Annotated in this window: 14 protein-coding genes; 2 read left to right on the top strand and 12 right to left on the bottom strand. The window is 66.5% G+C overall.

Going from position 1 to position 12,362, the window contains the following annotated elements:
* Positions 1-90: 90 nt before the first annotated feature.
* The 4 genes from Q0743_RS17940 to Q0743_RS17920 form a co-directional block, all read right to left on the bottom strand.
* Entirely contained in the window at positions 91-1,560 is a 1,470-nt protein-coding gene (locus tag Q0743_RS17940) for a methyl-accepting chemotaxis protein (protein ID WP_298242839.1), read from the bottom strand.
* Between the two features lie 455 nt (positions 1,561-2,015).
* Positions 2,016-2,858 (bottom strand): sterol desaturase family protein, encoded by an 843-nt coding sequence (locus Q0743_RS17930; protein WP_298242837.1) that lies wholly within the window; start codon positions 2,856-2,858, stop codon positions 2,016-2,018.
* 9 nt (positions 2,859-2,867) lie between these two features.
* Positions 2,868-3,179: a cysteine rich repeat-containing protein gene (locus Q0743_RS17925; protein WP_298242836.1), complete on the bottom strand. Its 312-nt coding sequence runs from the start codon at positions 3,177-3,179 to the stop codon at positions 2,868-2,870.
* Between the two features lie 73 nt (positions 3,180-3,252).
* A complete protein-coding gene (locus tag Q0743_RS17920) occupies positions 3,253-3,474 on the bottom strand; it encodes a hypothetical protein (protein WP_298242835.1) in 222 nt (73 codons plus the stop codon).
* Positions 3,475-3,657: 183 nt separating this feature from the next.
* Here Q0743_RS17920 and Q0743_RS17915 point away from each other — a divergent pair, with 183 nt between their 5' ends.
* Both Q0743_RS17915 and Q0743_RS17910 read left to right on the top strand, forming a co-directional pair.
* On the top strand, positions 3,658-4,380 hold the full coding sequence (locus Q0743_RS17915; protein WP_298242834.1) for a response regulator transcription factor: 723 nt from the start codon (positions 3,658-3,660) through the stop codon (positions 4,378-4,380).
* Positions 4,380-5,729, top strand: coding sequence for an ATP-binding protein (locus Q0743_RS17910; RefSeq protein WP_298242833.1), 1,350 nt, complete (start codon positions 4,380-4,382; stop codon positions 5,727-5,729). The genes Q0743_RS17915 and Q0743_RS17910 overlap by 1 nt, the downstream gene beginning before the upstream one ends.
* A gap of 3 nt (positions 5,730-5,732) precedes the next feature.
* On the opposite strand, the gene Q0743_RS17905 is transcribed toward Q0743_RS17910, so the two are convergent.
* From Q0743_RS17905 to Q0743_RS17870, 8 genes are all read right to left on the bottom strand, one after another.
* The gene (locus Q0743_RS17905) at positions 5,733-6,242 is read right to left on the bottom strand and encodes an Lrp/AsnC family transcriptional regulator (RefSeq protein ID WP_097661776.1); all 510 of its coding nucleotides are present in this window, start codon (positions 6,240-6,242) and stop codon (positions 5,733-5,735) included.
* Positions 6,243-6,312: 70 nt separating this feature from the next.
* Positions 6,313-7,263 (bottom strand): sugar kinase, encoded by a 951-nt coding sequence (locus tag Q0743_RS17900; protein WP_298242832.1) that lies wholly within the window; start codon positions 7,261-7,263, stop codon positions 6,313-6,315.
* Between the two features lie 10 nt (positions 7,264-7,273).
* Positions 7,274-8,218: an NAD(+) diphosphatase gene (gene nudC / locus Q0743_RS17895; protein WP_298242831.1), complete on the bottom strand. Its 945-nt coding sequence runs from the start codon at positions 8,216-8,218 to the stop codon at positions 7,274-7,276.
* Between the two features lie 9 nt (positions 8,219-8,227).
* Entirely contained in the window at positions 8,228-8,647 is a 420-nt protein-coding gene (locus Q0743_RS17890; RefSeq protein ID WP_298242830.1) for an HIT domain-containing protein, read from the bottom strand.
* A 277-nt stretch (positions 8,648-8,924) separates the two neighbouring features.
* Entirely contained in the window at positions 8,925-10,052 is a 1,128-nt protein-coding gene (locus tag Q0743_RS17885) for a muconate cycloisomerase family protein (RefSeq protein ID WP_298242829.1), read from the bottom strand.
* On the bottom strand, positions 10,049-10,804 hold the full coding sequence (locus Q0743_RS17880) for an SDR family oxidoreductase (protein WP_298242828.1): 756 nt from the start codon (positions 10,802-10,804) through the stop codon (positions 10,049-10,051). Before Q0743_RS17880 ends, Q0743_RS17885 begins: the two co-directional genes overlap by 4 nt.
* Positions 10,804-11,598 (bottom strand): amino acid ABC transporter ATP-binding protein, encoded by a 795-nt coding sequence (locus Q0743_RS17875; protein WP_298242827.1) that lies wholly within the window; start codon positions 11,596-11,598, stop codon positions 10,804-10,806. Before Q0743_RS17875 ends, Q0743_RS17880 begins: the two co-directional genes overlap by 1 nt.
* Complete coding sequence (locus Q0743_RS17870; protein WP_298242826.1) at positions 11,595-12,257, bottom strand: amino acid ABC transporter permease; 663 nt, start codon at positions 12,255-12,257, stop codon at positions 11,595-11,597. Before Q0743_RS17870 ends, Q0743_RS17875 begins: the two co-directional genes overlap by 4 nt.
* Positions 12,258-12,362 lie beyond the last annotated feature (105 nt).

Raw genomic sequence — 12,362 nt, 5'->3', positions numbered from 1 at the left:
AGTACGCCGCGGCCTCTCCGCATCCTATCGCTGCCTCTAGAATATCGGATCGCCCGGTCAAGCCGGGCGATGACAGCGTCTATGCGGCGATCACGCCGTCCGCAGCGAGCCCAGGAAGCCGTCCACTTCCGCCTTGAGGCGCTCGGACTGCGATGACAGTCCGGCGGCGGCCTGGTGCATCTTCGAGGCGGCCACGCCCGCCTGCTCGGAAGCCTTGCTGACACCGACGATGTTGTTGTTCACCTCGCGCGTGCCGGTGGCGGCCTGCTGCAGGCTGCCCGCGATCTCGCGCGTCGCAAGGCCCTGCTGATCGACCGCGGAGGAGATCTGACCGGAGATCTGATCAATCTCCGCGATGGTCGCGCCGATCGCCTGGATCGCGTTGACGGCGTCGCTGGTTGCGCTCTGGATGCTCTGGACCTGCGCCGAGATCTCCTCGGTGGCTTTCGCGGTCTGGTTCGCCAGCGCCTTCACCTCGCTCGCGACGACGGCAAAACCCTTGCCGTGCTCGCCGGCACGAGCCGCCTCGATCGTGGCATTCAGCGCCAGCAGATTGGTCTGGCTCGCGATGCTCTGGATCAGCGTCACGACTTCGCCGATCTTCTGCGTGCCGCTGGCAAGGCCTTCGACCACCTCATTGGTGCGGCGGGCTTCGCTCGCGGCTTTGGCCGCGATCTCAGCCGAGCGGGAGACCTGCTGGGTGATGCTGCTGACCGAGGCGGTGAGCTCTTCGGTCGCAGCCGCAACCGTCTCGACATTGCTGGAGGCCTGGTTCGATGCCGAGGCTGCTGCGGCGGTCTGGCGCGCGGTATCGGCGCTGTTGTTGCTCATCGCCGAGGACAATTGCTGCACTTCGCCGGCGGCGACCGCCACGGCCTGCACGATGCCGCCGATGCTGCGCTCGAAATTGCTGGCGAGCCGCTGCTTGGCGGCCTCACGTTCGTCCTTGGCGCGCTGCTCGACGTCGTGGCGCTCGTTGTTGGCCCGCGCTTCCGCGGCCATCGCCGTCCGAGCCTCTGCCGTCTTGACGGCCGTGGTCTCGAACAGCTCCTGGAGCTTGAGCGCGAGCGCGATCAGCACGCCGGCTTCGATCAGCAGGATCACGGCGTGCAGCACGACGCGGCCGAAATCGGAGCCGCCGGGATAGATCGCCGCGGGCAGCAGAAAGTTCAACGCGATATGATGCAGCGCGACCGCGACCGTCGCTGCGACGATCGGCCGGTAGTCGCAATAGGCGACGATGCAAGCCAGCGCCGCGAAGAAGTACATGTGCATGTCGATCTGCCAGGGATGTCCTTCCAGCTGGTAGGTGAACATCGACACGCCGCTCATCAGCGCGACAGCGAATACGAGGCGCGTGGAGAGGCCGTTGCCCGACATCCGCCAGGACAGGGTCGCTGCGAGCGCGAAGATCGCCATGAAGATTGCGGGAACGAGCCAAGCCTTGCCCAGCATGAGCCCGATGACCACGCTGATCGGCACGTGCAGCCAGAGCACTGCGGCAAGTACCTTGCTGGTGGTCTGACGCAACGATTCCAGTCCGTCGTTCTCGACAATCATTTCGTCATCCCCGGAGCTATCTGCCAAAACATGCTGAAACCGCTTGCGCGTCCATCACGAACCAGGCGCCCGCGTCTTGCAGGCGGGTCAGTCCGTCATGGTCATCCGGGCGGACGACGAGAAGGGTGGGGAGGGCGGTGGCCCTGACGACCGCCGCTTGCGCCGATGCCGCAGCCTCAAACACCTGCTGCGTGCTCCACCAGGGCGGAAATGCAACTGCGACGACTGTCGCGCCCGGACGAACCTGTAAGGTGAGGATTGCGAGCGCGATCCAGCCTGCGACCAGTAGCGCAGTCGCATTCGCCCAGGCTGGCCATCGCCGGGACGGAATCGCCGTTCTCCCCTCCATGCCGGAAATCTAGGCGCGCCGGGCTAACTCTCGGTAAACAACCGGTTAGGGCCGGCACGTAAAATTACCGTGCCGACGTCCGCCCCGGCGGCTTGGAGGCAATCGGTTACCGGGCCCCCGGCGGGCCGAACAGGGCGCGAAGCTTCGCGCCCGCGCCCCGCGCCCTCCATGCGTCGCCCAGCATCGCGATCCATTCGCCGAGCGCGATGCGGATCGGATTGAAGGACGGCGTGCCGCCGACCAGGCCGAAGCGGAGCGGCTGGTCGGAGGGCTGTTCGGCAAAGGTGCCGAACAGGCGGTCGAACACGATCAGGATGCCGCCGTAGTTCTTGTCCAGGCACGGCTCGTTGCAGGCATGATGCACGCGATGATGGCTCGGTGTGTTGAGCACCCATTCGAGAACGCCAAGCCGTGGAGCGAGGCCGCTATGGATGAAGAACTGGTAGAGCAGGTTGATTCCGAGTATCGCAACGATGGCAAGGGGATGGAAGCCGATCAGGGCCAGCGGCAGGAAGAAGAGAAAATTGCCGGAAATGTTTCCGGTCCAGCCGAGCCGTATCGCCGCGGTCAGGTTCAGCCGCGTCGTCGAGTGATGCACCGCATGCGTCGCCCACATCCAGCGAATCCGATGCGAGGCGCGATGCTGCCAGTAGTAGAGAAATTCGCTGCCCAGGAATAATGCCACGAGTGCGAGCGGCCGGGTCTGTTCGAAGTCGAACAGCCGGTGTTCGTACAGGAAGGCGAACGGCACGGCGAGAATTCCCGCCTCGATCGCACGCAGCACGTTCTGCCCGAAGGCGACGCCGAACGACGCGACGCTCTCGCGCCAGTCGTGGGTGTCGTGACGTGCGAGCCGGCCGATGCCGTATTCGAGCAGCATCAGGCCGATCGCGGTTGCCAGAATGATGCGTCGGAGCGTTGGATCGAGCAGCAGTGAAGCATAGGCCACGGCGTCCTCCTATTTCGGTGCGACGCCGGCGCTGACGGCGCCGTCCCTGAGCGCCTGCGCCCGAGGCAGCGCCTGCGCGCAGGTTGAGGTGAGCTGGCCGGCATGGGATTGCAGGCAGGCGATGATGCGTCCGCCACCCGGCGCGACGTTGCTGCAGAGGCTCTCATAATCGGTGCGGCACGCCTGCATGACCGCTCGCGCTTCGCTGCGCATCTGTGGCGTGATCTGGGTTTGCAGCTGGCTCTGGGCGAATGCGGAGGTCGAGGCGACGAGGGCGATGACGGCCGCGGCTCGCGGCAGGACGCGGAAAATCGATGGCACGGTTCTGTTCCTTTCTGATCCGAAGCGATGGACCGTCGCCGCCCGGGGCAGGCGCGGCGACGGTCCGGCCCGCTCAGCGCGTGACCGTGCCGCTGCGGGTGTAGGTGTTGCCGGCCGGGCCGGTGCGGGTGACGTTGCGCGAGCAGCTTCCGTTGGCGCAGCCGCCGGTCGCGGTGACGCTGGAGGTGCCGCGCGGGCCGCTCGCTGTCGCCGACCGCGTCCAGGCATTGGCGTCGGCCGCCGCGGCAACCGACAGGGTGCCGATGACGAGGGAGGTGAGGAAGAACTTGGTCATGGTCGTCGTCTCCTTCTGGGGGCTGCCGTGAGCGGGAGCCATGCGGAGGAGACTGGGGCTGCGGCGTCCGCGCCGCATTGCCGGGACGAAACGATTGTTATGGCTTTGTCGGCCCCGTGTAACACTATGTAACAAGGGCGCTCGCGCTCTTGCTTGACGCGAGCCGTTGCCCACAATGCGGGCATGAACGCGCAAGCAGCCACGATTCTCATGGTGGAGGACGATCCCGAGATCAGCCGCCTCGTCGCCGACTTCATGCGGCGCGAGGGGTTCGAGGTCGCTTGCGTCGCCGACGGCAAGGCGATGGATCAGATGCTTCAGCGCCTGCGGCCCGACCTCGTCATCCTCGATTTGATGTTGCCGGGCGAGGACGGGCTTTCGATCTGCCGTCGCCTGCGCGCCGACGACTCTCTCCCGATCCTGATGCTCACCGCCAAGAGCGACGAGATCGATCGGGTGGTCGGTCTCGAAATGGGCGCCGACGATTATCTGACGAAGCCGTTCGGGCCGCGCGAGCTGCTGGCGCGCGTCCGCGCCATTCTGCGCCGCGCCAGCGGGGCGCCGGCCAAGCCGCTGGTCCGGCGCTTCGCGTTCGACCGCTTCGTCATCGATCTCGATTCGCGCAGCGTCGAGGCCGTCGAGGGCGAGATCGCGGCCCTGCAATTGACCAGCGCCGAGTTCGATCTGCTCGGCTGCTTCGTGCAGCGCCCGCGCCGGGTGCTGACGCGCGATCAGATCCTCGACTGGACCCGCGGCCGCTCGGCCGAGCCGTTCGACCGCACCGTCGACATGCTGATCTCGCGGCTGCGCAAGAAGCTCGACGGCGCAAGCCCCGGCTCCAACCTGATCACGACGGTGCGCAATGGTGGCTATCTGTTCACCGCGACCGTGAAGCAGGTGTCGTGATGTTGCGCGTGACGCTCGCCGCACGGCTGGCGCTGATCGGGCTGGTCGGATTCTCCGTGGTCGTCACCGTCATCCTGGCAATCTTCTACCGGACGACGGTGCATGAGAACGAGCTGACGCGGCCGTCGCCGGCGCGGCTCGACGCGCTTGCAACGCTGCTCGAGCGCACGTCGGGCGATGCCCGGCAAGCGGTTCTCGATGCGGTGTCGTCGCCGCAATTCATGGCGCGGATCGTGCCCGCGGGCATACCGGTCGCCGGTGAGACGCCGCCGCAGCAGGCGCAGTTGCGCGAGACCTATGCGGCTGGTCTTGCGGGCCGCGCCGTCGAGATCGTGTCCCCGCCCGATCATCGCGCCAGTCGCCTGTTTCCCCGCATCGCGCGGCTGATGGCCAACGCGATCGAATTCCGCATCGGCCTGCGCAGCGGCGATCTGCTGGTCATCGACGCCTATACCCGCCTGCCGGTCACCCCGTTCGGCTTGCCCGTCGGCTTCGGCGCAGGTCTGTTCGGCTCGATCGTCGCGCTGCTGGCCCTGCTGGTCATGCAGCGCGAGACGCGGCCGCTGGCGCAGCTCGCCGCGGCGGTCGATCGCGTCGATCTGTCGACTGATCCGCCGACGCTGCCGGACGCCCGCCGCAGTGCGCCGGAGATCCGCGCCGTCATCGCCGCGTTCAACCGCCTGCAGGGCCGGCTTGCCGAGATGCTGCGCGCGCGCATGACGCTGGTCGGCGGCATCGCCCATGACGTCAGGACCTTCGCAACAAGGCTGCGGCTGCGGGTCGAGCACATCCCCGATAATGCCGAACGGCAGCGGGCGGTGGCCGATATCGACGACATGATCCGGCTGCTCGACGACGCGCTGTTGTCGACGCGGGCAGGTGCCGGCGGCCTGTCGCAGGAAATGGTCGAGCTTGCACCGTTGATCGCAGTCGAGGTGCATGACCGGCGCGTTCAGGGTAAACCGGTCGAACTGGTGACGGACGAGCGTGCCCGGAATGCCGTCGTGCTCGGTGACCGGCTGGCGCTGCGGCGCGTGTTCGCCAACATCATCGACAATGCGCTCGCCTACGGCCATGCCGCCCATGTGCGCACGGCCCTGAAGGACGGTGCCGTGGTCGTGTCGATCGACGACGAAGGGCCGGGTATTCCCGCCGATCAGCGCCAGACCGTGCTGGAGCCGTTCCATCGGCTGGAGAAGTCACGCAATCGCGCCACCGGCGGCGCCGGCCTCGGGCTCGCCGTGGTCCGCAACCTGGTCGAGGCCCATGGCGGCACGATCGAGATCGGCGCGGCCCCGGGCGGAGGGACACGCGTCAGCGTCACGCTGCCGGTCTTCCAACCGGCTTGAGCTTCAAGCGGCCACCACCGCCGGGATCGGCAGTGCGGTGACCGACTTGATCTTCTCCATCGCAAAGCGCGAGGTGACGTTCTTCAGCGGCACGGCGCTGATCAGCTTCTTGTAGAACACGTCATAGGCCTGCATGTCCGCGACCACAACGCGCAGCATGTAATCGACGTCGCCGGCCATGCGGTAGAACTCCATCACCTCCGGCATCGCGCTGACGGCCTCCGCGAATTTCTTCAGCCAGGCGTCGGAATGATCGGAGCTTTCGACCGACACGAACACGGAGATGCCGAGCCCGATCTTGTTCTGGTCGACGAGGGCGACTCGCTTGATGATCACGCCGTCGGCCTCCAGGCGCTGGATGCGCTTCCAGCAGGGGGTCGAGGACAGGCCGACACGGTCGCCGATCTCGGCGACCGATAGCGAGGCATCCTCCTGCAGCACCATCAGTATCTTGCGGTCGATGGCATCGAGGCGGCGGCTGGTCTCGGGGGGCTGGACAGCGAGGTCAGTCATTTGAAGAACTTTGTTCCATTTCAGGGTGCCATTTCCCTGATATAGAGAAAATATTTCTATAGCAAGTCCATTATCTCGGCGACCTCCCGGCCCCCGACAGCTGCACGTCGCGCAAAACCTCTTCGACTTCAAGGCGTTGTGGGGCGGCTTGGCCGCCGCCATGGCGGGTGCATTTCAGCGCTGCGGCGGCCGCGGCGAATCGCAGCGCCTCCCTGATCCTCTCGCCCTCGGCCAGGCGAAGTGTGAAGGCGCCATGGAAGACGTCGCCGGCGCCGAGCGTATCGACCGCCTGGACCGGGAAGGCCGCGGTCTCCTCCAGCTCGCCCGCCTCGTTCAGCCAGATCGTGCCGTCCGGACCGCGGGTGGCTGCGAGGAAGGCCGGCGTCAGCCTGGCCAGTAGCCTCAACGCCTCGCCGTCCTCGGTGACGCCGGCCGTCTCCTGCACCTGCTCGCTGGAGAACAGCAGATGCGAGGCCGCCGCGAGCAAGCCGTCCTGTAGCAACATCGCGCGATCGACGCCGACGATGACGGGAATGCCGCGCCGGCGCGCCTCGGTGCAGAGGGAGATCGCGAACGCCGCGCAGCGGCTTTCGACGAGGACGGCCTGACAATCGTCGAGCAGCTTGTCGGCATCGGGCAGCTTGACCGTCCAGAGAGCCGGATCGCGATAAATGGTCAGCGTCCGCTCGCCCGTCGCGTCGATGATGATCGCGGAGACGGGCGTGCTCGCATCAGGCATACGCACGATATGGCTGGTGTCGATGCCTTCCTGCGCCATCTGCGCGAGAATGAAGCCGCTCGACGTCTCCCGCGCATCGCCCATGGGTCCTGCGAACGCGACGCGGCCGCCGAGCCGTGCGATCGCGATGGCGGCATTGAGCGCGTTGCCGCCGCAGATCTCGGCGAGATGGCTGGCATTGGCCTTGCTGCCACGCGCGGGCACGGCCTCGACACGAAAGGTGAGGTCGCGAACGGGAATGCCGATGCAGAGGATGCGCGGCGCGGTCCCGGAGAGCACCATCGATGCTCGCTTATGCGCCGCTCTTGTCGTGCACCCAGCGGCCGAGCAGGTGGTGGGCGATGGCGAAGGGATGCGGGCCGGCGAGCCCGTCCGGATGCGTCCGGGTCAGCATCAAGGCGGCCTCCTCGCGCGTGAACCAGCGCGCATCCTCCAGCTCCATGCGGTCGACCGTGATGTCCTCGCTCACGGCGCGCGCGCTGCAGCCGATCATCAGCGACGACGGATAGGGCCAGGGCTGGGTCATGTAATACTGCACGTCGGTGCAATGGATGCCCGATTCCTCCAGGATCTCGCGGCGCACCGCGTCCTCGATGGTCTCGGCGGCCTCGACGAAGCCGGCGAGGCACGAATACATGCCGGGCGGAAACTGCTTCTGGCGGCCGAGCAGGCACTTGTCGCCGGACGCCACCAGCATGATCACGACCGGATCGGTGCGCGGAAAATGCTCGGCCTTGCAGGAAGGACAGTCGCGCTTCCAGCCGCCTTCCTTCATCGCGCTGCGCGTGCCGCAATTGGCGCAATAGCCGTGGCGCTGGTGCCAGCTCACCATCGACTTCGCCATCGCGATCGCCGAGAGCTCGTCGGGAGGAATTGCGCCCTGCATCGCCATGCCGCGCAATTCGGTGACCGTGTAGTCCTCGCGTCCCACCAGCTTCTCGGCGGCCGCCTGCGACAGGCCCATGCCGAACATCGCGGCGCCGTCGCGAAGCCCGAGGAAGATCGTGCCGGGATTGGCGCCGCACTTCAGCGCCTCGTCGATCGAGAGCAGGGCGCGCGTCTTGTCGCCCTCGCGCTTGATCAGCAGCGAGTCGCGATAGACGACATAGGCGCGCGACGTCGGCTTCTGCTCCATCGCGAACAGCTTCTCGTCGTCGCGGCGCAGATGCGCGGCGCGATCGAGCACGTTGGTGACGAAGGCCGGCTGTCCCAGCGGAAAGGCGTCGAATGCTGACATTATGTTCTTTCAACCCAACCAGATCTTGCGGCGAAGCGCGCTGATGAAATTCTGAACCTCCGCGGCGTCGTGCGCCAAGGGCGGCATCACGCCCCAGACCGGCCGCGGCCAGGCCGCGTCACTGGTGCGGCGTGCGATGATATGAACGTGAAGCTGCGGCACGAGATTGCCGAGCGCCGCGACATTGAGCTTGTCGCATTTGGTGATGTCCTTCAGCGCACGCGAGACGCGGGAGATCTCCGTCATCAGCTGCGCCTGCTGCACCTCGTCGAGATCGATGATCTCGACCGCATCGGGCCGCCGCGGCACCAGCAGCAGCCAGGGATAATGCGCGTCCTTGATGACCAGCACCTTCGACAGCGGCAGATCGCCGATGTCGATGGTGTCTTCTTTCAGGCGGGAATGCAGCGACCAAGCGGGTTCGGACATATGGGTTTCCGGATGGCCCGATGGGGTCGGGCATGGTGGGTCCGACCATACGATAGGGAGTCTGATTGGGGAAGCACGCGGACCGCATACGCGGTCGTCGTCCCAGACAAGCGCGCCTCAAGCGCGCGCCGATCCGGGACCCATAACCACAGGGAGTGGTTTTGCGAAGACTCGGGGTTGCCAGCTCGCGCCACAACCACGCCCTGTGGTTATGGGTCCCGGGTCTGCGCTGTCGCTTGCCCGGGACGACAGCTGAGCTTGTGGCTGCGCTGGCGCTTCACGCTTCCGCGAGCACCCTTGCATTGGCGCGAACCGAGGCTTCGCTGACGCGGATGCCGAGGCCGGGACCATCGGGTACCACGACGTGACCCGCGCGATTGGCGACGCGCTCCTCCAGCACGTCCTCGGTCAGCACGTGATGCGGCATGTAGAATTCGCAGCCGAGCGAGATGCCCGGCGTGGCCGCGATCAGCTGCGTGCCGGCGGCGAGCCCAATGCCGCCTTCCCACAGCGTGCCGCCATAACCGGGCAGGCCGGCGATGTCGGCGATCGCCATGATCGCCTGCGCCTCGAACAGGCCGCCGGCTTTCATCAATTTGATCGAGACGGCGTCGGCAGCTTCGCGCCGCACGACTTCCATCATGTCGCGGCGGTCGAAGCAACTTTCGTCGGCGAGCACGGGGGTCTCCAGCGCCGCGGTGAGCTGCGCCATCACGTCGAGATATTTGCGCGGCACCGGCTGCTCGATGAAGGTTGGCGCGAACGCCTCGACATCGCGCAGGATCTTGATGGCGCCGAACGGCGCCAGCGCCTGGTTGTAGTCGACGCGCAGATCGACCTTGTCGCCAAACTCTTTCCGGATCGCTTCGAGATGGTCGAGGTCCTCACGATGCGGCTTCACGCCGGTCTTGACCTTGTAGATGACGTTCCCCTCCGGAACCATCTTTCGCATCCGCTCGAGATCGGCGGAAAAGTCCGGATCGGCGATCGAGAAGGAAAGGGGGATCGTGTCGCGCACGCGCCCGCCGAGCAGATCGGCGACCGACAGTCCCGACGATTTGCCGACGATGTCGAGCAGCGCCATCTCGATGCCGACCTTGGCCTCGGCATGGCCGACCAGCGCGCGGTCGAGTTCCGCCATGAGCGCACGGATGCGGCGCACCGGTTTGCCGAGCAGGATGGGGCGCAGATAGATATCGAGGGCAGAGAACGCGGCCTCCGGCGTTCCCGTGAACACCTCCCACGGCGCCGCCTCGCCCCAGCCGACCACGCCATCGCTCGCGGTGAGCTCGATCAGCACGCGCTTCACGGTGCCCTTGACGTTGCCGACGCCCTGCAGGCGCGCCATCTTGATCGGGCTTTCGATCAGGAACAGCCTGATGCGTTCGACGGTTGCTTCGGTCATGTCAGGCCTCCATTGACGTGCCAGACCTGGCCGGTGACGTAGGACGCCTTCGGTGATGCCAGGAAGGCAATGATTTCCGCGACTTCCTCCGGCCGCCCGCGGCGGCGCATCGGGATCAGCGCTTCGGTCGCGGCGATCTGCTCGGGCGACAGCCGGCTCTCGCTCGGTCTGTCCTTGATGATGAGCCCCGGCGACACCGCGTTGACGGTGATGCCGTCTTTCGCAAGCTCGATTGCGGTGAGGCGCACCAGCGCTTCGAGCGCGGAGCGGCTCGCGGCGGTCGCGGCGAACGGCGCGAATTCAGGGCGGATCGCGTGCGCGACGAAGGACGACACTGCGACGATCCGTGAGTCAGTCCCGGCGCGCAGCAGCGGGAGTGCGGCGTCAACGAGACGCGTGAACGCGAGCGCCGATTCATCCATTGCCTTGCGGAATTCATCCGCGGGCGTGCCGATCGCACTGCCGCGGCGGGCGTGGCCGCCGACGAGAACGAGACCATCAAGACGGCCGAAGGCAGCTTGCGTGGCAGCGATGGCTTCGCTGGCCGCAGCCTCATCAGCGAGATCGCCAAGACATTTGGCGACGACTGCGCCTTTCGCTTCGACCTCCACTGCCGTGGCGTCGAGGCCTTCGGCGTTCGAGCGCGTGTGGATCAGCAGTGCCACGCCCGGCGCGGCGAGCAGTCTTGCGGTGGCACGACCGATGCCGCTGGCGGCACCGGTGACGAGATAGACGCGGTTGATATCAGGCATCAGCTTGTCGCGTTGGCCGGCGGCAGCGCGCCGGTGCGGTGGAAATGGCTGAGGAAGGCGCGCGTCGCGGCCTCCTGGGGGTGGTCGATCACCTGCCGCGCCGGGCCTTCCTCGACCACGACGCCGTCGCGCATGAAGATCAGGCGGTCGGCGACCTCGCGGGCAAAGGCGATCTCGTGGGTCACGATCACCATGGTCATGCCCTCGGCGGCCAGTTGCTGGATCACGTTCAGCACCTCGCCGACCAGTTCTGGGTCGAGCGCGGAGGTGGCCTCGTCGAACAGCATGACGTCGGGCTCCATCGCCAGCGCGCGCGCGATCGCGACGCGCTGCTTCTGGCCGCCGGACAGCGTTGCCGGATATTGGTCGGCCTTCTCGGCAAGACCGACCTTGGCGAGCTGGGCACGGGCGAGCTTCTCGGCGTCCGCCTTGGCCATGCGCCGCACCGCGACCGGTCCCTCCATCACGTTCTGCAGCGTCGTCATGTGCGGGAACAGGTTGAAGTGCTGGAACACCATGCCGGTGGTGGCGCGGAATTTTGCCAGCGTCTTCACGTCGGGCAGTTTTGCACCTTCACCGAATGAAAAACGGGTGTCGCCGACGCGGACGCTGCCGCCGTCGGGCACCACCAGCAGATTGATGCAGCGGAGCAGGGTGGACTTGCCGGAGCCGGATGGTCCGATCAGCGCCACCACGCCGCCCTTGGCGACGTCGAGATTGATGTTTTTCAAGACCTCGTTGCTGCCAAAGCTCTTGCGCAGCCCACGGATCTCGATCTTCTGGCTCTCGCTCATTCGCTCACCGCCAATCGCTTCTCGCCGCGGCGGACGAGGATGGTGAGCGGGATCAGGATCGCCGCATAGGCGACCGCAACGGCCGTGTAGGTTTCCAGCGGCCGGTAGCTGTCATGCGCCGCGACCTGGCTCTGATAGACCAGGTCGGGCACCGCCAGCACCGAGACCAGCGAGGTGTTCTTGAACTGGATGATCGACTGGTTCATCAGCGCCGGAATCATGCGCTTGATCGCCTGGGGCAGCACGATGCGCCGCATGCTCTGCCCGGGCGTCATGCCGAGCGCGGCGCCGGCTTCGGACTGGCCCTTGTCGATCGAGATGATGCCGCCGCGGATGATCTCCGAATAGAACGAGCCGCCATAGAGCGAGAGCGCCAGCGCGGACGCCGTGATCGGCGTCATCTCGACGCCGGCGAGGATCGGCAGTGCGTAATAGAACCAGATCAGCTGCACCAGGATCGGCGTGCAGCGGAACGCCTCGATGAAGGCGAGGGCGAGCAGGCGCAACGCCCTGAACCGCGACAGGCTGCCGAAGGCGCCGAGCAGGCCGAAGACGAGCCCGAGCACGACGATGACCACAGTGAAGCCGACAGTGACGCCTAGCCCGTTGAGAAAGAGCCAGCGATAGCTCCAGAGGATGCCGAAGTCCCACTGATACATGCGTGTGTTACTCAGTCGGCGAAAAGTTTGGAACGGCGCCGCGTCGTTCTCGGTGCACCTCTCCCGCTTGCGGGGGAGGTCGACGCGCGGAGCGCGGCGGGTGGG

Source organism: uncultured Bradyrhizobium sp. (assembly GCF_936943645.1).
Taxonomy (GTDB): Bacteria; Pseudomonadota; Alphaproteobacteria; order Rhizobiales; family Xanthobacteraceae; genus Bradyrhizobium.
Note: the sequence above shows the minus strand (reverse complement) of the source record. Positions and strands in the feature narration are given on the sequence as shown.

Excerpts from the sequence above, each read along its gene's own strand:
- Q0743_RS17920 (WP_298242835.1), bottom strand. The coding sequence starts at position 3,474 with ATGACCAAGTTCTTCCTCACCTCCCTCGTCATCGGCACCCTGTCGGTT.
- Q0743_RS17875 (WP_298242827.1), bottom strand. The coding sequence starts at position 11,598 with ATGAGCGAGAGCCAGAAGATCGAGATCCGTGGGCTGCGCAAGAGCTTT.
- Q0743_RS17880 (WP_298242828.1), bottom strand. The coding sequence starts at position 10,804 with ATGCCTGATATCAACCGCGTCTATCTCGTCACCGGTGCCGCCAGCGGC.
- nudC (WP_298242831.1), bottom strand. The coding sequence starts at position 8,218 with ATGTCAGCATTCGACGCCTTTCCGCTGGGACAGCCGGCCTTCGTCACC.
- Q0743_RS17885 (WP_298242829.1), bottom strand. The coding sequence starts at position 10,052 with ATGACCGAAGCAACCGTCGAACGCATCAGGCTGTTCCTGATCGAAAGC.
- Q0743_RS17900 (WP_298242832.1), bottom strand. The coding sequence starts at position 7,263 with ATGGTGCTCTCCGGGACCGCGCCGCGCATCCTCTGCATCGGCATTCCC.
- Q0743_RS17905 (WP_097661776.1), bottom strand. The coding sequence starts at position 6,242 with ATGACTGACCTCGCTGTCCAGCCCCCCGAGACCAGCCGCCGCCTCGAT.
- Q0743_RS17890 (WP_298242830.1), bottom strand. The coding sequence starts at position 8,647 with ATGTCCGAACCCGCTTGGTCGCTGCATTCCCGCCTGAAAGAAGACACC.
- Q0743_RS17910 (WP_298242833.1), top strand. The coding sequence starts at position 4,380 with ATGTTGCGCGTGACGCTCGCCGCACGGCTGGCGCTGATCGGGCTGGTC.
- Q0743_RS17870 (WP_298242826.1), bottom strand. The coding sequence starts at position 12,257 with ATGTATCAGTGGGACTTCGGCATCCTCTGGAGCTATCGCTGGCTCTTT.
- Q0743_RS17940 (WP_298242839.1), bottom strand. The coding sequence starts at position 1,560 with ATGATTGTCGAGAACGACGGACTGGAATCGTTGCGTCAGACCACCAGC.
- Q0743_RS17915 (WP_298242834.1), top strand. The coding sequence starts at position 3,658 with ATGAACGCGCAAGCAGCCACGATTCTCATGGTGGAGGACGATCCCGAG.